The following is a 21032-nucleotide window of genomic DNA, read 5'->3' as shown; positions in this document are numbered from 1 at the left end:
GAGAGCAGCGTTCGGGTGTGTCGAGTGGGCGTTCGGGCCTGCCGGCAGTCGAGCGGCCGTTCGAGGCGCCACCCGGCCACCGGCACGCGTGGCCGACGAGATCGTGTCAGTGCGTGACCGGGAGACCTGCCGCGCGCCATGCCTGGAAGCCGCCGGTCAGGTCGGTGGCCCGGTGCAGACCCAACTGACGCAGGGAGGCGACCGCGAGGCTTGAGGCGTAGCCCTCGTTGCAGATCACCACGATGTGCAGGTCGTGGCTCACGGCCTCCGGGGCGCGGTGGCTGCCCAGGGGGTCGAGCCGCCATTCCAGCTCGTTGCGTTCGACGACCAGTGCGCCGGGGATCAGGCCGTCCCTCTCGCGCAGAGCCGCGTACCGGATGTCGACCAGCAGCGCGCCCTCCGATGCGGCGACCGCGGCCTCTTCGGGACCGATTCGGGCGTAGTCCGCCCGTATCCGGTCGAGCAGTTGGTCGATGCCGATCTGCTCCGACCGTCCCGGCCGGGCCTGGTCGTCGGCGCTCACTGCCAGTCCTCCGGGTGTTCGGTCTGCTCCAGGCGCAGCACCGATCCCGCGCGGCTGTAGCGGCGGATCCGCGGCAGCGGCGGGTAGTACGCGTGGACCGACACCGCGTGCTCGTGCTCCGACTCGTTCAGTACCTCGTGCACGTGATGCCGGCCGAAGGCCCTGCCCTGGCCGGTCGCGAGCTGCCGGGTACGGTCGACGTCCTCGCTCAGTTCGAGGGTCTTCCAGCCGTCCGTGGGCAGCCGGGCGGCCAGCGAATGCTCGCGGAGTCCGCCCGCCGCTACGGTAAAGGCTCCCTGTGACTCGGCGTGGTCGTGCCAGCCGGTGCCGGTTCCGGGAGGCCAGGCGATCAGCCAGGCCTCACTGCCGCCGGGTCCCTCCAGCCGGAGCCAGGTGCGGCCCTCGGGATCGAGCGGGAGCGAGGTGACGAGCGCCGTTTCCTCGGCGGTCCTGCGGACGAAGTCGAGCAGTTCCGCGGCGGTCGGGGCCTGCGAGTGGACGACAGCAGGGTGGGCGACAGCCGGGTGGGCGCCGTCCGAGAGGGCCGGATCGGAGGGTGCGGCGGTCGGATCCGTGCCGACGGCATGCGTGGATGCGGGGAGGGGGGCCGAGGGCGTGGACGCGGGGGAGCCCACGGCCACGGTGGATGCAGAGGAGCCCACGGCCACGGAAGATGCGGGTGCGGGGGATTCAGACACAGGGGACCGTCCTGAGGAGTTCGCGTGGAGGCACGCAGGCGCGCGGAGGACAGCGCGGTGGTGCCGGGGGATGCGATTCAGCAGGACGGACGACACACGCAGCCCGCATAGCGGACGAGGTCCATATGGACCCTCCGCCACAGGCGCACATCGGTGTCGGTCATGATCTGGAGTACACCATGTCGGCCTGCGACGGTCAATTGACGTCCGCAGTGCGGTCGGAGCTCGCCGTGGCGCGCGCTCCCGTGCCGTGCGCGGTGCCCGTGCCGCCCCCGCGCGCCGCGTCGGCCGCCGCGAAGAGTTCGGCCGGTCGTACCCCGCTGAAGCCGGCCACGAGATGCCCGTCCGGCCTGACCAGGAGCACCGTGTGGGCCGTGGCTCCCGGGTAGCTCTCGGCGACCAGCAGCTCGGCCCTCGCCGGGAGGGCGTTCACCGCGTCGACGAGCCGGGGCATCACCCCCGCGGTCAGCCAGTGCCGCCGGTCCCACACGCCGGTCCCCGGTGCGACCAGGACCACCAGGAGGTGCCCCTGGCCGAGCCGGTCGCGCAGCCGCACCGTCTTCCCGTCGGGCGCCGTCACCCGTACGTCGGTGACCGGCGCACCGGGAGCCGTACCCACCGAAGCGTGCGCCTCGCTGGGGTGAGGCGCGAGAGGGGAGTGCGTGTACGACGGGGGCGCGCCCAGGGGCCCGCACCCCAGATGACCGTCGGCCAGCAGTGTGTCGTGCCCGCGTGCGCCGCCCGGCACGAGCGTGCGGAGACCCGCGCCGCCCCGCAGTATCGGCAGCGACTGGTCAGCGGCGCGGAGCCGGGCGGCGACCGCTGCCCGGCGCTCGGCCTGATAGCTGTCGAGCAGCAGCTCGGAGGCGCCCTGGTGCCAGGCCTGCGCCAGTTTCCAGGCCAGGTTCTCGGCGTCCCGCAGGCCCTCGTCGAGCCCCTGGGTACCGAGCGCCCCCAGCAGATGTGCCGCGTCCCCCGCGAGGAAGGCGCGCCGGACCCGCCACCGCCTGGCCAGCCGGTGGTGCAGCGTGTACACGCCGGTGTCCAGGAGCTCGTAGGCCGGTGTCTCACCGCACCAGCCCGCCAGGGTGTCGCGGATGCGGGTGATCAGGGCGTCAGGGGTGACGAGTTCGCCGCGCGGCGGGAGGAGCCAGTCCAGCCGCCACACGCTGTCGGGCAGCGGCCGCGCGGTGACCTCCGCACCACCGGAACGCCAGGGCGGGGACCGGTGCAGTACGGCCTCGCCCGGCCAGGGAAGTTCCGAGCGGAGCGCCGCGACCGCGTGCCGTTCCACCGCCGTACGGCCCGGGAACCTGATGTCGAGGAGCTTGCGGACGGTGGACCGCGCGCCGTCGCAGCCCACCAGGTAGCTCCCGCGCCACCAGGTCGAACCGGGCCCGCGGGTGTGGACCGTGACGCCGTGCGCGTCCTGCTCCAGGGTGTCGATCCGGCTGAACGGCACCATCTCGACCAGCTCGTGCGCGGCGACCGAGGCCCGCAGCCCCGCGGTGAGCGCGTGCTGGGGAAGGTGCACGGGCGACGGCAGCGGGACGGTGCCCTCCTCCTCGCCCAGCGGCACGGCCCGTACCAGCTGTTTGCGCCGCACCGAGCGCCAGCCCGCCCAGCGCAGCCCCTCGTCCTTGAGCGCGGAGCAGCCGAGCCGCTCCATCAGGTCCGCGGTGTCCTCGCGCAGCACCACGGTGCGCGCGGGGCGGGGCTCGTCGCCGCCCTTCCCCTCGTCCAGCAGGACGGAGGGGACGCCCTGGGCCGCGAGAGCGAGGGACAGCGCCAGTCCGACCGGTCCGGCACCGACGACGATCACCGGGTCCACGGGGTGATTCCTCCGGCGCCAGTCATCGAGGTCGGGGGGAGGAAGGAGAGGGCGGCGGCGGGGGGCGTTCGGGGCGGGATCACAGAACGTATGCAACCCACTGGCGGTGCGTGCGTCAAGTGACCGGGGAACGTGGCGGGGGGCGCGGCGTAACGCGCCGACGCCCCCCGTGGATCAGTTATCGACGGACCGTCAGGCCCCGCGCCCGTCCTCGAGGACGAGCGGTGCTTCGCCGATGGCCTTGATGCCCCCGTCGGGGCCGGCGCCGATCACCGTGCCCGTGCTCTTCTTCCCGCGCCGCAGCCTGCCCTCGAGCCAGCTGGCGAACGAGGTGAGCGCGAAGTTCAGCGCGACGAAGATCAGCGCGATGATCGTGAAGCACGCGATCGTGTTCGCCCCGTAGTTCGCGCTCATCGGGCGGACCGACGCGAGCAGCTCGGGGTAGGTGAGCACCGCGCCACCGAGTGCGGTGTCCTTCACGATGACGACGATCTGACTGACGATCGCGGGCAGCATCGCGGTGACCGACTGCGGCAGCAGCACGAACCGCATCGTCTGGCCCTTGCGCATTCCGATCGCCTTCGCGGCGTCGGTCTGCCCCTGCGGGAGCGAGAGGATCCCGGCCCGCACGATCTCGGCGAGTACCGAGGCGTTGTACAGCACCAGACCCGTGACGACGGCGTACAGCGGACGTACGTCGCTCGCGATCGTCGTGAACTCCGAGAACGCGGCGTTCGCCGTGATCATCAGGATCAGTACCGGGATGGCGCGGAAGAACTCCACGACGACGCCGGACGGCATCCGCATCCAACGGTGGTCGGAGAGCCGGCCGATGCCGAACAGCGCTCCGAGGGGCAGTGCGATCAGCAGGGCGAAGAACGCGGCCTTGAGCGTGTTCTGGAGCCCGGGCCAGATGTACGTCTCCCACGGCAGGACGCTCGTGAAGAACGGCTCCCACTTGACCCAGTCGAGCTGGTGCTTCTCGTCGAGGCTGGTGTAGACCCACCAGACCACAGCCACGAGAGCCAGGGTGAAGACGACCGTGTAGAGGATGTTGCGCCGCTTGGCGCGGGGTCCCTGCGCGTCGAAGAGGACTGAGGTCGTCATCGCTTCACCGCCACCTTCCTGCTCACCCAGCCGAGGAGGAGACCGGTCGGGAGGGTGAGGCAGATGAATCCGAACGCGAAGATGGCGGAGATCAGCATCAGTTGCGCCTCTGCTTCGATCATGTCCTTCATCAGGTACGCGGCTTCGACCACACCGATCGCCGCGGCGACTGTGGTGTTCTTGGTCAGCGCGATCAGCACGTTGGCCAGCGGGTTCACGACCGAACGGAACGCCTGGGGGAGGATGATCAGCCGCAGGACCTGGGTGAAGCTCAGCCCGAGGGCCCGTGCCGCTTCGGCCTGGCCCGCCGGCACGGTGTTGATGCCGGACCGCAGCGCCTCGCACACGAAGGCGGCGGTGTAGAGGACCAGCGCGAGCACCGAGAGCCGGAAGTTGACGACGTCGAAGTCGTCTCCGCCCCCGAGGGTCACCTGCAGCGTCTGGAAGAGGCCCAGCGACGCGAAGACGATGGTGACGGTCAGCGGGATATTGCGGACGATGTTCACATAGGCGGTACTGAAACCGCGCATCAGGGGGACCGGGCCGACCCGCATACCGGCCAGCAGCGTTCCCCATATGAGGGAACCGAGGGCGGAGTAGACGGTGAGTTTCACCGTCACCCAGAAGGCCCCCAGTAGGTCGTAACCTTCAAGAAAGTCGAACACGATCTCCCGTGCTTCCACGTGTGGGGAGGGCTCGGTGCGCCGCCTCGGCGGCGGCGCACCTCGTCAGCCCGGCTTCGGACCGGTCGGCGACGGAGGTCCTACTTGACGACGTTGCCGATCTTCGGGGCTTCGTCGTTCTTGTAGTTGGCGGGACCGAAGTTGGTCTCGACCGCCTTGTCCCAGGCACCGTCCGAGACCATCTTGGTCAGCGCGGCGTCGATCTTCTTCTTGAGGGCGGCGTCGCCCTTCTTCAGGCCGATGCCGTAGTTCTCGTTGGTCATCTTCAGGCCGGCCAGCTTGAACTTGCCCTTGTGGGCCTCCTGCGCCGCGTATCCGGCGAGGATCGAGTCGTCCGTCGTGAGGGCGTCGATGGCATTGTTCTCCAGGCCGGTGAGGCACTCGGAGTAGCCGCCGTAGTTCTGCAGCTTGGCCTTCGGGGCCAGCTTGTCCTTGATGTTCTTCGCCGAGGTCGAACCGGTGACGGAACAGAGCTTCTTGTTGTTGAGGTCCTCGGGCGACTTGATGGAGTCGTCGTCGGCACGCACCAGGACGTCCTGGTGGGCGAGGAGGTACGGGCCCGCGAAGTCGACCTTCTGCAGACGCTCGTCGTTGATGGAGTACGTCGCGGCGATGAACTTCACGTCGCCGCGCTCGATCGCGGTCTCGCGGTCGGCGCTCTTCGTCTCGACGAAGTCGATGTCCTTGGCGTCGTAACCGAGTTCCTTGGCGACGTACGTGGCGACGTCGACGTCGAAGCCGGTGAACTTGCCCTCGGGCGTCTTCAGGCCGAGACCGGGCTGGTCGATCTTGATACCGATCGTGATCTTCCCGCCGGAGCCCGCGGCGTCGTCCTTGTCGCCCGAGCCGCAGGCGGTGGCGGTGAGGCCGAGGGCGAGCACGGCGGCCGAGGCGGCGGTGACCTTGCGAAGCTGCATGATGGAATTCCCTGTGTTGACGCGATGTGGGTGATCAGCTGGTGCGGGTCCAGCCGTGCTTGACCGGCCGTGCGGGATCAGTGGTGAAGGATCTTCGACAGGAAGTCCTTGGCCCGGTCACTGTGCGGGTTGTTGAAGAACTGGTCCGGCGTGGCCTCTTCGACGATCTTTCCGTCGGCCATGAAGACGACCCGGTTGGCCGCCGAGCGGGCGAAGCCCATCTCGTGGGTGACGACGACCATCGTCATACCCTCCCTGGCCAGCTGCTGCATGACCTCGAGTACCTCGTTGATCATCTCCGGGTCGAGAGCCGACGTGGGCTCGTCGAAGAGCATGACCTTGGGGCCCATGGCCAGTGCGCGTGCGATAGCGACGCGCTGCTGCTGACCGCCGGAGAGCTGTGCCGGGTACTTGTCGGCCTGTACACCGACCCCCACCCGGTCGAGCAGGCTCCGGGCCTTCTCCTCGGCGGCCTTCTTGTCCGTCCCGCGAACCTTGACCTGGCCCAGCATCACGTTCTCGAGCACCGTCTTGTGCGCGAAGAGATTGAACGACTGGAAGACCATGCCGACATCGGCACGCAGCCTGGCCAGCTCCTTGCCCTCCTGGGGCAGTGGCTTGCCGTCGATCGAGATCGCGCCCGAGTCGATCGTCTCCAAGCGGTTGATCGTGCGGCACAGCGTGGACTTCCCGGACCCTGAGGGTCCGATGACTACGACGACCTCGCCGCTGGCGATGGTCAGATCGATGTCCTGGAGCACATGCAGCGCGCCGAAGTGCTTGTTGACGTTGCTCAGTACGACAAGGTCGTCGCCCGCAGGCGCGGCATCCTCGGCGGCCTTGGTCACTGAAACTCCGCTCATCGGCTTCTTGCTCCGTCCTCCTCGGTTAGGGAAGGACCCTAGTGACGTGGTGCGATCATCGTCATTACATCTGAGCGAGAATTGAGGATAACGATCCGGCCTCACCGCGACACACACGGCGTGAACAGGACGACACGGCGCGCTCACCGGCGTACCGGGTGGGTAACGGAAACCCGGTGGTAAAGGGGAGGGCCTTGACTGGCGCACCTGTCATCGGCGTGGATGCCCTGATGCGGAACGGCGTGAATCGTCGCCGTACGCGAAGGTTCACCCGGCGGAACACCATCGGACGATCACGGATAGGTTCGGCCGTCCCACGAGACGCGAACGGAGAGGAGGGCTCTTGAGGCTGCTGCTCGTCGAGGACGACGACCACGTCGCGGCGGCCCTGTCCGCCGTTCTCGCGCGGCACGGCTTCCAGGTCGTGCACGCCCGCAGCGGCGAGGAGGCCCTGCAGGCGCTGCTGCCCGCAGAGAAGGAGCCCTTCGGTGTCGTGCTCCTCGACCTCGGGCTGCCCGACCAGGACGGCTACGAGGTGTGCGGGAAGATCCGCAAGCGCTCCGCGATCCCGGTGATCATGGTGACCGCGCGGTCCGACGTCCGCTCACGGATCCACGGCCTCAACCTCGGGGCCGACGACTACGTCGTGAAGCCGTACGACACCGGTGAGCTCCTCGCCCGGATCCACGCCGTGGCCCGGCGCAGGACGGCCGGGGAGGACACCGGACCCACCCCGCTCGCGGCGCTGCTGCTCGGCCCGGTCCGCATCGAGCTCCCCACCCGCAGGGTCAGCGTCGACGACCAGGAGGTCCAGCTCACCCGCAAGGAGTTCGACCTGCTCGCGCTGCTCGCGCAGCGGCCCGGCGTCGTCTTCCGCCGGGAGCAGATCATCAGCGAGGTGTGGCGGACCAGCTGGGAGGGGACGGGGCGCACGCTGGAGGTGCACGTCGCCTCACTCCGTTCCAAGCTGCGGCTGCCCGCCCTGATCGAGACGGTGCGGGGCGTCGGCTACCGGCTCGTCCCGCCGTCGGGCTGAGGACGTAACGCCCGGTGCGCACCCGCCTCCTTCCCCTGCTCATCGTCCTCATGGCCGCCGTGCTGCTGGCCCTGGGCGTCCCGCTCGCCGTGCGGGTGGCCGCGGCCGAACAGCAGCGGGTCGTCATCGACCGTATCGACGACACCGCCCGCTTCGCCGCACTCGCCCAGTTCGTCAGCGAACCCGTCGAGGGCTCGGACGAACGGCGGCGGATCCTGCAGACCGAACTCAAGGCCTACGACTCGGTGTACGGGATCAGGGCCGGTGTCTTCTACCGCGACGACAGGGCTCTGGCCAAGGCCCCGGCCGGCTGGAACGTGCCGGACGAGGGCGAGGGGCGTGACGCGTTCCGGGAGGCCCTGCTCGGCCGGCGGTCCCACGACCCGGCCCAGGTCTGGCCCTGGCAGCAGGGCAGGCTGGCCGTCGCCTCGCCGGTGGTGCGGGACGGCGACGTGGTCGCCGTCGTCGTGACCGATTCCCCCACCGGGGAGATGCGCTCCAGGACCCTGCGCGGCTGGCTGCTCATCGTCCTGGGCGAGGCCTTGGCCATGCTGGTCGCACTGGGGGCGGCCTTCCGCCTCACCGGCTGGGTGCTTCTTCCGGTACGGACCCTGGACGCGGCCACCCACGACATCGCCAGCGGCCGGATGCGCTCCCGGGTCGTGGAGTCCGGGGGGCCGCCGGAACTCAGGCGGCTGGCACGTTCGTTCAACGAGATGGCGGACAACGTCGAGGACGTGCTCGAGCAGCAGCGAGCCTTCGTAGCCGACGCGTCCCACCAGCTGCGCAACCCGCTGGCCGCGCTGCTGCTGCGGATCGAGCTCCTCGCGCTCGAACTCCCCGAGGGCAACGAGGAGATCGCCTCGGTGCGCACGGAGGGCAAGCGGCTGGCGCACGTCCTGGACGACCTGCTCGACCTGGCGCTGGCCGAGCACGCCGAGGCGGACATCCGGCTCACGGACATCGGCGCGCTCACCGGCGAACGTGTCGCGGCCTGGCGCCCGCTCGCGGAGGAGAGGGGCGTGACGCTGACCCTGGACGGCGCGGTCGCCGTGACCGGGTGGGCCGACCCGATCGCGCTCTCCAGCGCGCTCGACGCGGTCATCGACAACGCGCTGAAGTTCACCCCCGAGGGCGAGGAGGTTCGGGTCACGCCGGGGTCCGACGGGACCGGCACGACGGTCGTCGTCGCCGACCGGGGGCCAGGACTCACCGCGCAGGAGCTGGAGCGCGTCGGCGACCGCTTCTGGCGCAGCGGACGGCACCAGAACATCAAGGGGTCGGGCCTCGGACTCTCCATCTCGCGCGCGCTGCTCGCCGCGGGCGGCGGAACGATCCGCTACGGCACGCACCAGCCGCACGGACTGCTGGTCACGGTCACCGTGCCGCGCAACCCTCCGCACGCGTGAGCCGCGGCGGCCCGCGTGACGGTGTGATCCGTCCGCGCGGACGCGCTCAGGGCTTGGCCGAGCGGTAGTAGCGCCTGGCCCCTTCGTGCAGCGGCAGCGGATCGGTGTAGATCGCCGTACGCAGGTCCACCAGCTGCGCCGCGTGCACCTCCCGCCCGATCCGGTCCCGGCTGTCGATCACGGTGCGGGTGAACGCCTCCGTCATCAGCGGATCGGTGCGGTCCGTGGTGATCAGCAGATTGGCGACCGCCACCGTCGGCACGGCCTGCCCCTGCTGCGCGTGGTCGTAGGCGTCGGCCGGCATCACGGCGGACCTGTAGTGGCGGGTGGACCCGCCGGCCGCCTGGAGCTCGCTGATCAGGGGTGTCTCCAACGGCACCAGCCTGACGTCGTACCTCTCCGAGAGTTCCTCCACCGCACCGGTCGGCAGTCCGCCGGACCAGAAGAAGGCGTCGAGTCCTCCGTCGACCAGCCGCTGCGGCATCGTGTCGATGCCGGCCTGCACCGGAGTGATGTCCTCCGCCGGGTCGACGCCCGCCGCCGTCATCAGCCGGTCCGCGACGAGGAGCACACCCGAGCCCTTCTGGCCCACGCCGACCCGCTTGCCCCTCAGGTCGGAGACCTTCCGGATGTCCGAGACCCTGGGCACGACCAGCTGGACGTAGTCGTCGTACAGCCGTACACAGCCGCGCAGCCGCTCGCCGCCGGGCCGTCCGCTCTGCAGATACGTGGCGACCGCGTCGGCGGTGGCGATGGTGAAGTCGGCCTCACCTGTGGCGACCCGTTCGATGTTCTGCTGCGAGCCCTCGCTGTTCTGCAGCCGTATCGACACCTTGGGCATGTCCTTGGCCAGCGCACCCTCGAGCCGCTGCCCGTAGCGCTGGTAGACCCCGCTGCGTACGCCGGTGGAGAAGGTGAGCGAGCCGCTCGGCTCCTCGCCACCCAGCGGAAGCACCCACCACAGCAGCAGTCCGAGCACGACCGCGGCGGCGGCGCCCCCCTGGAGGGAGCGGCGCCGGCCGAGCCGGGTCAGTGCGTGCAGCATGGCGCGATCCTGCCAGGCGGTGCCCCGTCCTGGCCAGGCCGGACCCCGGCCCGGGCTCCGGCGGCGGGAGAGGCGCGGCCAGCACCTACCCTTGTTCCATGACCAGCGGCAACCGGAGCGAAGCAGTGGACGTCCAGAAGAGCTACGAGGTACGCACTTACGGGTGCCAGATGAACGTCCACGACTCCGAGCGCTTGTCGGGGCTTCTGGAGGGTGCCGGATACGTGCGCGCCCCCGAGGGCTCGGACGGCGACGCCGACGTCGTCGTCTTCAACACCTGCGCCGTGCGTGAGAACGCCGACAACAAGCTCTACGGCAACCTCGGCCGCCTCGCCCCGATGAAGACGAAGCGTCCAGGGATGCAGATCGCCGTCGGAGGCTGTCTGGCGCAGAAGGACCGCGACACCATCGTGCGGCGGGCCCCCTGGGTCGACGTCGTCTTCGGTACGCACAACATCGGCAAGCTGCCGGTGCTCCTGGAGCGCGCCCGGGTCCAGGAGGAGGCGCAGGTCGAGATCGCCGAGTCCCTGGAGGCGTTCCCCTCGACGCTGCCGACCCGCCGTGAGTCCGCCTACGCGGCGTGGGTGTCGATCTCCGTCGGCTGCAACAACACCTGCACCTTCTGCATCGTCCCGGCGTTGCGCGGCAAGGAGAAGGACCGCCGCACCGGCGACATCCTGGCCGAGATCGAGGCCCTCGTCGCCGAGGGCGTCAGCGAGATCACCCTGCTCGGCCAGAACGTCAACGCCTACGGCTCCGACATCGGCGACCGCGAGGCCTTCTCCAAACTGCTGAGGGCGTGCGGCGCGATCGAGGGCCTGGAGCGCGTCCGCTTCACCTCGCCCCACCCGCGTGACTTCACCGACGACGTGATCGCGGCGATGGCCGAGACCCCGAACGTGATGCCCCAGCTGCACATGCCGATGCAGTCCGGCTCGGACACGATCCTCAAGGCCATGCGCCGCTCGTACCGCCAGGAGCGCTTCCTCGGGATCATCGACAAGGTGCGTGCCGCGATGCCGGACGCCGCCATCTCCACCGACATCATCGTCGGCTTCCCGGGCGAGACCGAGGAGGACTTCGAGCAGACCATGCACGCCGTGCGCGAGGCCCGCTTCGCGAACGCCTTCACCTTCCAGTACTCCAAGCGACCCGGGACCCCCGCCGCCGACATGGACGACCAGATCCCCAAGGAGGTCGTCCAGGAGCGCTACATGCGCCTGTCCGCCCTCCAGGAGGAGATCTCCTGGGAGGAGAACAAGAAGCAGGTCGGCCGCACCCTGGACGTCATGGTCGCGGAAGGGGAGGGCCGCAAGGACGGGGCCACGCACCGGCTCTCCGGGCGCGCACCCGACAACCGCCTGGTCCACTTCACCAAGCCGGCCCAGGACGTGCGCCCCGGCGACGTGGTGACCGTGGAGATCACCTACGCCGCGCCGCACCACCTGCTCGCCGAGGGCGCACCGCTGGGCGTCCGGCACACCCGGTCGGGGGACGCCTGGGAGAAGCGCACGGCCGCTCCGGCCGCACAGCCCGCCGGGGTGATGCTGGGCCTGCCCGGCGTCGGCGCCCCCGCCCCGCTGCCCGCTGCCCCGGGCTGCGGACTCGGCTGAGTACGCTGACCGGCATGCTTGTCGCCGCAGCCGTCTGCCCCTGTCCGCCGCTGCTGGTTCCCGAGGTGGCCGCGGGAGCCGGGCCCGAACTCGACGCCGCCAGGGACGCGTGCACCCAGGCCCTGGGAGTGCTCGCCGCCGCGAAGCCCGATCTGCTCGTCGTGGCCGGGCCCGCCGGACCCGACGACCGCGGCACCTTTCCCACCGGTTCGACCGGCTCCTTCGCGGGGTTCGGCGTGGACCTCGCGGTGCGGCTGGGCGAGGCGCCTGCCGCGGCCACCGACCCGGGGCGCCGGCTCCCGGCGTCCCTCGCGGTCGGAGCCTGGCTGCTGGAGCACGCCCGGTGGGCGGGTGCGCCGGTCGAAGGACTCGGGGTCGAGGAGTCGCTGCCCGCCGACCGCTGCCTGCGTGCCGGAGCGGAGCTGGCGGACCGGGCCGAGCGGGTGGCCCTGCTGGTCCTGGGTGACGGCAGCGCCTGCCGCACGGTCAAGGCCCCCGGCTATCTGGACGAGCGGGCAGCGGACTTCGACGCGGTCGCCGCCGCGGCGCTGGGCTCCGTGGACCTGGCCGCGCTGAGCGTGCTGGACGAGTCGCTCGCGGCTGAGCTGAAGGCGTCGGGGCGGGCCCCGTGGCAGGTACTCGCGGGCGCGGCCGGCGGCGCGGCGCTGAACGGCCGTCTGCTGTACGAGGACGCGCCGTACGGCGTGGGTTACGTCGTGGCCGCCTGGTCGTGACCGGGGACGCGGCGGACCGGGGGCCGCGGAGCGACGCCGCTCCACGGCCCCGGTCCGCCGGCGCCGGGTCAGGCGGCGGGCGGCGCGGGCGGCGGCGTACCGCCCCCGTCCTTCTGTCCCAGGCGGTCGACCGCGTCCTTGGCCTTCTGCGTGCCGGAGACGATCTTGTCGCTGTACTTGCCCTTGGTCTTCTGGTCGACCGTGCGGGCCGCCTTGTCGAGGCCTTGGTCGATCTTGTCCCCGTGCTGCTGCGCGAGGTCGCCGACCTTCTCCTTGGCCGGGGCCAGCTTGGACTTGAGATTGTCCAGGAAACCCATGGGTCACCTTCCGTGCCGGGGAACTGTGGTGACATTTTACCCGTCCGTGGCCAAAGTCGCGTGACTCGCCGTATTCGTACGGACCTGTCCGTCCGAGGGGATCAGCGGGCCTCCCGGGGCGTTCGGGACGTCCTTTGAAGTTTGGGACACTGTCGCGGTGACAAGACCAGCTCCCACCCCCCGTGTCATCACCGTCGTCGGCCCCACCGCGGCCGGGAAGTCCGATCTGGGTGTCTTCCTGGCCCAGCAGCTCGGTGGCGAGGTGGTCAACGCCGACTCCATGCAGCTCTACCGCGGCATGGACATCGGCACCGCGAAGCTGACCCGGCCCGAGCGGGGCGGTGTCCCGCACCACCTGCTGGACATCTGGGACGTCACCGAGGCCGCGAGTGTGGCCGAATACCAGCGGAGGGCGCGGACCGAGATCGACCGGCTGCTCGCCGAGGGGCGCCCCCCGGTCCTGGTGGGCGGTTCCGGTCTCTACGTGAAGGGCGCCATCGACGCCCTGGAGTTCCCGGGCACCGATCCCGAGGTGCGTGCCCGGCTGGAGGAGGAGCTCGCGGAGCGCGGCTCCGGCTCCCTGCACCTCCGGCTGGCGGCGGCCGACCCCGAGGCCGCCCGCGCCATCCTGTCCAGCAACGGACGCAGAATCGTCCGTGCCCTGGAGGTCATCGAGATCACGGGCAAGCCCTTCACCGCCAACCTCCCGGGCGACGAGGCGGTCTACGACGCGATCCAGATCGGTGTGGACGTGGAGCGCCCCGAACTCGACGAGCGGATCGCCACCAGGGTCGACCGGATGTGGGAGGCCGGGCTCGTGGACGAGGTGCGGGCGCTGGAGGCCCTCGGGCTGCGCGAGGGGCGTACGGCCTCCCGCGCGCTCGGCTACCAGCAGGTGCTCGCGGCGCTCGCGGGGGAGTGCGACGAGGAAGAGGCGCGTACCGAGACCGTGCGCGCCACCAAACGCTTCGCGCGCCGTCAGGACTCGTGGTTCCGGCGCGACCCGCGCGTCAAGTGGCTGAATGGCGCCGAGGAACACCGCGGAGAACTCCCGCACCGGGCGCTGGCGTTGGTCGAACGAGCGGTCACAGCCTGATCACGTGATGGCATCGGGACGCTCCGCCCGTCATTTCGGCGGCCGGGGGCGTGCCATCATCGAGCATCGATCGACCAGTGGAGTCCGAGTTGGGAGGGCGTGTGGCGATGGAAGCCGGCCCTCGCGACACAGACCGAGACGCACCGGATACGCAGGACCGGGCCGGACGCCTCAGCCCTGACGGGCCCGACGAGCACGACGGGGTCCCCGAGGTCGAGGTCGAGCTCCGCCCCGCCCGCCGGATGCGGATCTGGCAGCTCGCCCCGATCGTGGCCCTGGCAGCGGTCGGTTCCCTGATGTTCGCCTTCCCGCTCGCGTTCGAGTTCGGTGGCGGCGGTGCCGTGGTGGCCATGCTCGGACTGCTGATCAGCTGCTGCGCGGCGGGCTGGGGCATGATGGCGGCGCGCCGCGTGGGCCACATCTGGCCAGGCCTGCCCTCCCGGGGATCGGACGAACGCCCCGACTGGCGGGTCATCGCCCTGTACGTCGCCGTCTGCGCGGTGCTGGTCGCGCTGGCCGTCTGGCGCGTGGCCCGCCTCCGCTGAGGTCGGCCGGGCCACCCGCCGCGCGTGCGCCCCGGCCGGTACGCCCGCGTAGGGCCGCCTCGTACAGTTGGTCCGTGAGCACTTCGCAGATCGCCTTCCTCAAGGGCCACGGCACCGAGAACGACTTCGTGATCGTTCCCGACCCCGACAACACCCTGGACCTGCCTGTTTCCGCCGTCGCCCGGCTGTGCGACCGCCGGGCGGGCATCGGCGGGGACGGGCTGCTGCACGTGGTGCGGTCCGCCGCGCACCCCGATGCCGAAGGCATGGCCGACCAGGCGGAGTGGTTCATGGACTACCGCAACGCCGACGGGTCGGTCGCGGAGATGTGCGGCAACGGTGTGCGCGTGTTCGCCCGCTACCTGCGGCGCGCCGGGCTCGCCACCGAAGGGGATCTGGCCGTCGCGACCCGGGGCGGGGTCAAGCGGGTGCACATCGCCGAGGACGGAGAGATCACGGTCTCCATGGGGCGCGCCGCGCTGTCCCAGGCCGGCGTCACGGTCACGGTGGGCGGCCGCAGCTGGGACGCCCGCAACGTGAACATGGGCAATCCGCACGCCGTCGCGTTCGTCGAGGACCTCGACCACGCCGGTGACCTGTTCTCCGTACCGCCGTTCAGCCCGCAGTCCGTCTACCCGGACGGGGTCAACATCGAGTTCGTCGCCGACCGCGGCCCGCGGCACGTCGCGATGCGCGTCCACGAGCGCGGCTCCGGCGAGACCCGTTCCTGTGGCACCGGCGCCTGCGCCGTTGCCGTCGCCGCCGCACGCAGGGACGGCGCCGACCCGGCGCTGACCGGAGCCCCGGCGACGTACACCGTGGACCTTCCCGGAGGCACCCTGGTGATCACCGAACACCCCGACGGCGGGATCGACATGGCGGGCCCCGCGGTCATCGTCGCCGAGGGCGTGATCGACTCGGCGTGGCTCGAAACGATGATCGGTTAGAGCTTCGCTCGAATGGGTGATCCGTTTCACGCTGGACGAGAGCTGGACTGCGCCACGTGGTGGGGTCGATAGCATCAAGCACCGGCCCGGGGGTGTATCCGCATCCCCTCCTCGCCGGTCGACGTCGCCGGAGGTGCCCCATGAGCGCAGAGGCCGCCAATCCAGGTGCTCCCCTTCGCAAGCGCGGTCGCGCACGGATCGACCTGCGCAGGCTGGGCCGTGTCGCCCTGCTGGGGCCGGTCTCCCGCGACCGGCTTCCCGCTGCCATCGGGCACGTCGCGGAGGCGCACCGCGCGCACTACCCGGACGCCGACCTGGCCGTTCTGCACAAGGCCTACGTCCTGGCCGAGTCCTCCCACCGCGGTCAGATGCGCAAGAGCGGTGAGCCCTACATCACCCATCCGCTCGCGGTCACCCTGATCCTCGCCGAACTCGGCGCCGAGACGACGACCCTGACGGCCTCCCTGCTCCACGACACGGTCGAGGACACCGAGGTGACGCTGGACCAGGTGCGTCAGGAGTTCGGCGACGAGGTCTGCTATCTGGTCGACGGTGTCACCAAGCTCGAGAAGGTCGACTACGGCGCCGCCGCCGAGCCCGAGACCTTCCGCAAGATGCTCGTCGCCACCGGCAACGACGTCCGGGTCATGTCGATCAAACTCGCCGACCGGCTGCACAACATGCGAACCCTCGGTGTCATGCGTCCCGAGAAGCAGGCCAGGATCGCCAAGGTCACCCGTGACGTACTCATCCCGCTCGCCGAACGCCTGGGCGTCCAGGCGCTCAAGACGGAGCTGGAGGATCTCGTCTTCGCGATCCTCCGCCCCTCGGAGTACGAGAGCACCCACGCCCTGGTCGCCGCGTGGGAGGGCACCCAGGACCCGCTGACGGACATCGCCGACAGCGTCCGGGCGACCCTGCGGGATGCGGGCATCAGCGCCGAAGTCCTCATCAGGCCGCGGCACTTCGTGTCGGTCCACCGGGTCAGGATGAAACGGGGCGAGATGCGCGGCACCGACTTCGGCCGACTCCTCGTGCTGGTCGGTGAGGACGCCGACTGCTACGCGGTCCTGGGCGAACTGCACACCTGTTTCACTCCGGTGATCTCCGAGTTCAAGGACTTCATCGCGGCTCCCAAGTACAACCTCTACCAGTCGCTCCACACCGCCGTCGTCGGTCCCGAGGGCGCGGTCGCCGAGGTCCTCATCCGCACGCACCGCATGCACAAGGTCGCCGAGGCCGGGGTCGTCGCGCTCGGCAACCCCTACACCCAGGACGGCACCAACGCCGTGCACCAGGCCGAGCCCGCCGACGGGGAACGTGCCGACCCGACCAGGCCCGGCTGGCTCTCCCGCCTCCTGGACTGGCAGGAATCCGCCACCGACAGCGACACGTTCTGGACCACGCTGCGCGCCGACCTCGCGCAGGACCGGGAGATCACCGTCTTCCGCACCGACGGCGGGACGCTCGGGCTGCCCGCCGGTGCCAGTTGCGTCGACGCCGCCTACGCGCAGTACGGCGAGGAGGCGCACGGCTGTATCGGGGCCCGTGTCAACGGTCGTCTGGCCACGCTCAGCACCGTACTGAACGACGGTGACACCGTGCAGCTCCTGCTCGCCCACGACGGTTCGTCCGGCCCCTCGCCCGAGTGGCTCGACCACGTCCGCACCCCCACCGCGCGGATCGCGATCACGGCATGGCTGGACGCCCATCCGGACGGCGTGCAGGGGCTCCACGGCGGCGCCGCCGCGCCGCGACCGCCGGCGCAGCCCACCGACGAGGCGGCCGACAGCCGCGGCCGGCCGGCCGGCGGGGACCCGGGTGTGGCCGTCGACCGGGCGGGCGCACCGGTGCGGCTCGCCGGCTGCTGCACGCCCGTCCCACCGGACGGCATCGTCGGATTCACCGTGCGCGGCGGCGCCGTCACCGTGCACCGCGACGAGTGCCCGGCAGTGGCCCGGATGAGGGCGCTCGGACGGGCCGCCGTAGGAGCCCGCTGGAACGACCCGGGGGAGTGGAGCGACGCCGCGGACTACCGGGTCACGCTCGTCGCCGAGTCCTTCGGCCGGCCCCGGCTGCTCGCCGACCTCACCGAAGCCATCGCCGCCGCGGACGCGGCCATCGTCGCCGCGACCGTCGAACCGCCCAGCGAACAGCGCGTCCGGCACACCTACACGCTCCAGCTGCCGGACGCGGCGGGGCTGCCGGGCCTCATGCGGGCGATGCGCGACGTACCCGGCGTGTACGACGTGAGCCGCGCCCAGCAGCCCGCCGCCACCGGCTGAGCTCGCTTCTCCCTGCCGGGTCCCGCCGACCCCGTTCGGGTGGTGCGGCGCGCGCCACCCCCGCGCGGACGGTGCGCGCTGGTAGCCGTAGTCCATGCCGCTCCCCTCGCGCCGACTGCGCGCCGCCCTGCTGGCCACCGCGTCGTTCACCCTCGTCGCCGCCACCCTGCCCGCACCCGAACCGCTCGGCATCGGCGACCGCCTGTTCCCACACCTCGGCAACCCTGGTTACGACGTCCTCTCGTACGACATCTCGCTCGTCTACAAGGGCGACAACACCAAGCCGCTCGAAGCCGTCACGACGATCGACGCACGGACCACCGCAGCGCTCGACCGCATCAACCTCGACTTCGCGCGTGGCACCGTGCGCTCCGTGGAAGTCGACGGACTGAAAGCCGAGTTCGCCACCGCACAGGAGGACCTGGTCGTCCGGACACCCGTCCGCCTGTCCTCGGGAACGCCCGTGCGGATCACCGTCCGGCACACCAGCGACCCCTCGGGGGAGAAGGCGAACGGCGGCTGGGTCCCGACCTCGGACGGGCTCGCCATGGCCAACCAGGCCGACGCCGCGCACCGGGTCTTCCCCGGCAACGACCACCCCGCCGACAAGGCGTACTTCACCTTCCGGGTCACCGCGCCCGACGACCTCACGGTCGTGGCGGGCGGCCTGCCGGCCGGGAAGCGGCACCACGCGGGTGCCACCACATGGACCTACCGCACCCGCCACCCCATGGCCACCGAACTGGCCCAGGTGTCCATCGGCCGCTCCGCCGTGCTCCGGCGCACCGGACCGAACGGGCTGCCCGTGCGAGACGTGGTACCCGCGGCCGACCGCGAGAAGCTGGAGCCCTGGCTGCGCAAGACCCCGGGACAGCTGGCCTGGATGGAGGAGCAGGTCGGCCCGTACCCCTTCGAGGCGTACGGGCTCCTTGTCGCGGACACCGAGACGGGCTTCGAGCTGGAGACCCAGACGCTCTCGCTGTTCGAGCGCTCCCTCTTCACCGGCACCGGCTACCCCGAGTGGTACGTCGACTCCGTCATGGTCCACGAGCTCGCCCACCAGTGGTTCGGCGACAGCGTCTCGCCGCACTCCTGGTCCGACCTGTGGCTCAACGAGGGACACGCCACCTGGTACGAGGCCCGATACGCGGAGGAGCACGCCGACAAGCCGCTGGAGCGGCGGATGCGGGCGGCCTACGCCCGCTCCGACGCCTGGCGCGCCGCGGGCGGCCCGCCGGCCCACCCCGACGTCCCCACCCCCGACCACAAGATCAGCCTGTTCAGGCCGGTCGTCTACGACGGCAGCGCGCTCATCCTGTACGCGCTGCGGGAGGAGATCGGCGAAGCCGCGTTCGACCGCCTGGAGCGGACCTGGGTACGGGAGCACCGGGACGCGTCGGCGACCACCCGCCAGTTCACCGACCTGGCGTCGGGGATCGCCGGCCGGGACCTGACGGCGTTCTTCGACGGCTGGCTGTACGGGAAGAAGACCCCGCCGATGCCGGGGCACCCCGACTGGCGCAGCGACACGCCCCGCAGCGCGGCGGCTGACGGGCGGAGCCCCGCGAAAGCACCGAAATCCCGATGACGGGCCGTGCGGGGACATGCCAGTATCGACGGGTCGGCACGGCGGCCGGCCGGTGCGACCCACCCGTGGGAATCTTCCGGCTGTGTCACGCGTTGTGACTGGCGTAACGGACTTCTATCGACGTAAGGATCCAATGACCTCCTCTTCCTCTGTTCCCCAGGACGCGCAGGACGCGCAGAGCGCCACGGAATCCGTATCCGAGAGCCTCACCGAGGGCCTTCGGGCCGACGCCCTGATGGAAGAGGACGTCGCCTGGAGCCACCAGATCGACGGAGAGCGGGACGGCGACCAGCTCGACCGATCCGAGCGCGCCGCCCTTCGCCGTGTAGCGGGACTCTCGACCGAGCTCGAGGACGTCACCGAGGTCGAGTACCGGCAGCTGCGCCTGGAGCGTGTCGTGCTCGTCGGTGTCTGGACGTCCGGGACGGTCCACGACGCGGAGATCTCCCTGGCGGAGCTCGCGGCACTCGCCGAGACGGCGGGTGCCCAGGTGCTCGACGCCGTGTTCCAGCGTCGCGACAAGCCCGATCCGGCGACCTACATCGGCTCGGGCAAGGCGCTCGAGCTGCGCGACATCGTTCTCGAGTCCGGGGCCGACACCGTCGTCTGCGACGGTGAGCTCAGCCCCGGCCAGCTGATCCACCTGGAAGACGTCGTCAAGGTCAAGGTGGTCGACAGGACCGCCCTGATCCTCGACATCTTCGCCCAGCACGCCAAGTCCCGTGAGGGCAAGGCGCAGGTCTCGCTGGCACAGATGCAGTACATGCTGCCGCGCCTGCGCGGCTGGGGTCAGTCGCTGTCCCGGCAGATGGGCGGTGGCGGTTCCAGCGGCGGTGGCGGCATGGCCACGCGTGGTCCCGGTGAGACCAAGATCGAGACGGACCGGCGCCGCATCCGCGAGAAGATGGCGAAGATGCGCCGGGAGATCGCGGAGATGAAGACCGGCCGCGAGATCAAGCGCCAGGAACGCAGGCGCAACAAGGTGCCCTCGGTCGCCATCGCCGGATACACCAACGCGGGGAAGTCCTCACTGCTCAACCGCCTCACCGGTGCGGGTGTCCTCGTGGAGAACTCCCTGTTCGCCACCCTGGACCCGACCGTGCGCCGGGCGGAGACACCCAGCGGGCGGCTCTACACCCTGGCCGACACAGTCGGGTTCGTACGCCACCTGCCCCACCACCTCGTGGAGGCCTTCCGCTCCACCATGGAGGAGGTCGGTGAATCCGACCTGATCCTCCATGTGGTGGACGGCTCCCATCCGGTGCCCGAGGAGCAGCTCGCCGCCGTGCGCGAGGTGATCCGGGAGGTCGGCGCGGTCGACGTCCCCGAGGTCGTCGTCATCAACAAGGCGGACGCCGCCGACCCGCTGGTGCTCCAGCGGCTGCTGCGCACCGAGAAGCACGCGATCGCCGTATCGGCACGGACCGGTGCCGGCATCGACGAGCTCCTCGCGCTGATCGACGCCGAGCTGCCGAGGCCGTCCGTCGAGATCGAGGCGCTCGTGCCGTACACCCAGGGTGCGCTCGTCTCCCGGGTGCACGCCGAGGGCGAGGTCGTCTCCGAGGAGCACACCCCGGAGGGCACCCTGCTCAAGGCCCTGGTCCACGAGGAACTCGCCGCGGATCTGGGGATGTTCGCGGTGGTCGCACACTGACGCGGTAACAACCGGCGAAGGCGCCGCATCGCATGAGGGCCGGGCCACCCCCCCGGGGGGGGGCCGGCCCACCAGGGACAACCGCGCGTGAACTCCAAACCCCCCCCGGACTTCTTGCTGACGGAGTCGTAGACGCCCATG

The 21032-nt window shown here is 70.9% G+C and carries 20 protein-coding genes; 10 read left to right on the top strand and 10 right to left on the bottom strand.

Translation table 11 applies throughout. The features are described 5' to 3' along the window. Positions 1-106: 106 nt before the first annotated feature. From AB0I83_RS29700 to AB0I83_RS29665, 8 genes are all read right to left on the bottom strand, one after another. Entirely contained in the window at positions 107-523 is a 417-nt protein-coding gene (locus AB0I83_RS29700; protein ID WP_363306837.1) for a rhodanese-like domain-containing protein, read from the bottom strand. Continuing rightward, a complete protein-coding gene (locus AB0I83_RS29695) occupies positions 520-1185 on the bottom strand; it encodes a cysteine dioxygenase (protein ID WP_363306836.1) in 666 nt (221 codons plus the stop codon). Before AB0I83_RS29695 ends, AB0I83_RS29700 begins: the two co-directional genes overlap by 4 nt. 113 nt (positions 1186-1298) lie before the next feature. Beyond that, complete coding sequence (locus AB0I83_RS29690; RefSeq protein ID WP_311605579.1) at positions 1299-1385, bottom strand: putative leader peptide; 87 nt, start codon at positions 1383-1385, stop codon at positions 1299-1301. Between the two features lie 32 nt (positions 1386-1417). Continuing rightward, positions 1418-3052, bottom strand: a complete 1635-nt coding sequence (locus tag AB0I83_RS29685) for an FAD-dependent monooxygenase (RefSeq protein ID WP_363306835.1) — start codon at positions 3050-3052, stop codon at positions 1418-1420. Between the two features lie 192 nt (positions 3053-3244). Next, the gene (locus AB0I83_RS29680) at positions 3245-4159 is read right to left on the bottom strand and encodes an amino acid ABC transporter permease (protein WP_363306834.1); all 915 of its coding nucleotides are present in this window, start codon (positions 4157-4159) and stop codon (positions 3245-3247) included. Beyond that, positions 4156-4824 carry an amino acid ABC transporter permease gene (locus AB0I83_RS29675; RefSeq protein WP_363306833.1) on the bottom strand — a complete coding sequence of 223 codons (669 nt, stop codon included), beginning with the start codon at positions 4822-4824 and terminating at the stop codon, positions 4156-4158. Before AB0I83_RS29675 ends, AB0I83_RS29680 begins: the two co-directional genes overlap by 4 nt. 98 nt (positions 4825-4922) lie before the next feature. Continuing rightward, a complete protein-coding gene (locus AB0I83_RS29670; RefSeq protein ID WP_363306832.1) occupies positions 4923-5759 on the bottom strand; it encodes a glutamate ABC transporter substrate-binding protein in 837 nt (278 codons plus the stop codon). A gap of 77 nt (positions 5760-5836) precedes the next feature. Then, positions 5837-6622, bottom strand: a complete 786-nt coding sequence (locus AB0I83_RS29665; protein WP_363306831.1) for an amino acid ABC transporter ATP-binding protein — start codon at positions 6620-6622, stop codon at positions 5837-5839. A gap of 343 nt (positions 6623-6965) precedes the next feature. Between AB0I83_RS29665 and AB0I83_RS29660 the strand changes: the two genes are divergently transcribed. Further along, positions 6966-7658, top strand: a complete 693-nt coding sequence (locus AB0I83_RS29660) for a response regulator transcription factor (protein ID WP_363306830.1) — start codon at positions 6966-6968, stop codon at positions 7656-7658. A gap of 14 nt (positions 7659-7672) precedes the next feature. Then, complete coding sequence (locus AB0I83_RS29655) at positions 7673-9067, top strand: HAMP domain-containing sensor histidine kinase (protein ID WP_356537048.1); 1395 nt, start codon at positions 7673-7675, stop codon at positions 9065-9067. A gap of 46 nt (positions 9068-9113) precedes the next feature. Here the strand turns inward: AB0I83_RS29655 and AB0I83_RS29650 are convergent, their stop codons facing one another. Then, positions 9114-10112: a TAXI family TRAP transporter solute-binding subunit gene (locus tag AB0I83_RS29650; RefSeq protein WP_363306829.1), complete on the bottom strand. Its 999-nt coding sequence runs from the start codon at positions 10110-10112 to the stop codon at positions 9114-9116. Between the two features lie 98 nt (positions 10113-10210). Here AB0I83_RS29650 and miaB point away from each other — a divergent pair, with 98 nt between their 5' ends. After that, complete coding sequence (miaB, locus tag AB0I83_RS29645; protein ID WP_356537052.1) at positions 10211-11725, top strand: tRNA (N6-isopentenyl adenosine(37)-C2)-methylthiotransferase MiaB; 1515 nt, start codon at positions 10211-10213, stop codon at positions 11723-11725. 14 nt (positions 11726-11739) lie between these two features. Beyond that, positions 11740-12459 (top strand): class III extradiol dioxygenase subunit B-like domain-containing protein, encoded by a 720-nt coding sequence (locus tag AB0I83_RS29640; protein ID WP_363306828.1) that lies wholly within the window; start codon positions 11740-11742, stop codon positions 12457-12459. Positions 12460-12527: 68 nt separating this feature from the next. On the opposite strand, the gene AB0I83_RS29635 is transcribed toward AB0I83_RS29640, so the two are convergent. Beyond that, entirely contained in the window at positions 12528-12776 is a 249-nt protein-coding gene (locus tag AB0I83_RS29635) for an antitoxin (protein ID WP_356538198.1), read from the bottom strand. Between the two features lie 157 nt (positions 12777-12933). Here AB0I83_RS29635 and miaA point away from each other — a divergent pair, with 157 nt between their 5' ends. From miaA to hflX, 6 genes are all read left to right on the top strand, one after another. Continuing rightward, positions 12934-13872 carry a tRNA (adenosine(37)-N6)-dimethylallyltransferase MiaA gene (miaA, locus tag AB0I83_RS29630; RefSeq protein WP_363306827.1) on the top strand — a complete coding sequence of 313 codons (939 nt, stop codon included), beginning with the start codon at positions 12934-12936 and terminating at the stop codon, positions 13870-13872. Positions 13873-13979: 107 nt separating this feature from the next. After that, on the top strand, positions 13980-14417 hold the full coding sequence (locus tag AB0I83_RS29625) for a hypothetical protein (protein ID WP_356538200.1): 438 nt from the start codon (positions 13980-13982) through the stop codon (positions 14415-14417). Between the two features lie 74 nt (positions 14418-14491). Beyond that, positions 14492-15364 carry a diaminopimelate epimerase gene (gene dapF / locus AB0I83_RS29620; RefSeq protein WP_363306826.1) on the top strand — a complete coding sequence of 291 codons (873 nt, stop codon included), beginning with the start codon at positions 14492-14494 and terminating at the stop codon, positions 15362-15364. A 140-nt stretch (positions 15365-15504) separates the two neighbouring features. Then, positions 15505-17649, top strand: a complete 2145-nt coding sequence (locus AB0I83_RS29615; RefSeq protein WP_363306825.1) for an HD domain-containing protein — start codon at positions 15505-15507, stop codon at positions 17647-17649. A 94-nt stretch (positions 17650-17743) separates the two neighbouring features. Beyond that, the gene (locus AB0I83_RS29610; protein WP_363306824.1) at positions 17744-19237 is read left to right on the top strand and encodes a M1 family metallopeptidase; all 1494 of its coding nucleotides are present in this window, start codon (positions 17744-17746) and stop codon (positions 19235-19237) included. Positions 19238-19370: 133 nt separating this feature from the next. Then, positions 19371-20891, top strand: coding sequence for a GTPase HflX (hflX, locus tag AB0I83_RS29605; RefSeq protein WP_356538188.1), 1521 nt, complete (start codon positions 19371-19373; stop codon positions 20889-20891). Positions 20892-21032: the final 141 nt, after the last annotated feature.

The organism is Streptomyces sp. NPDC049970 (assembly GCF_040660235.1).
GTDB lineage: Bacteria > Actinomycetota > Actinomycetes > Streptomycetales > Streptomycetaceae > Streptomyces.
The sequence above is the reverse complement of the archived record's forward strand: the minus strand, read 5'-3'. Positions and strand labels throughout refer to the sequence as shown.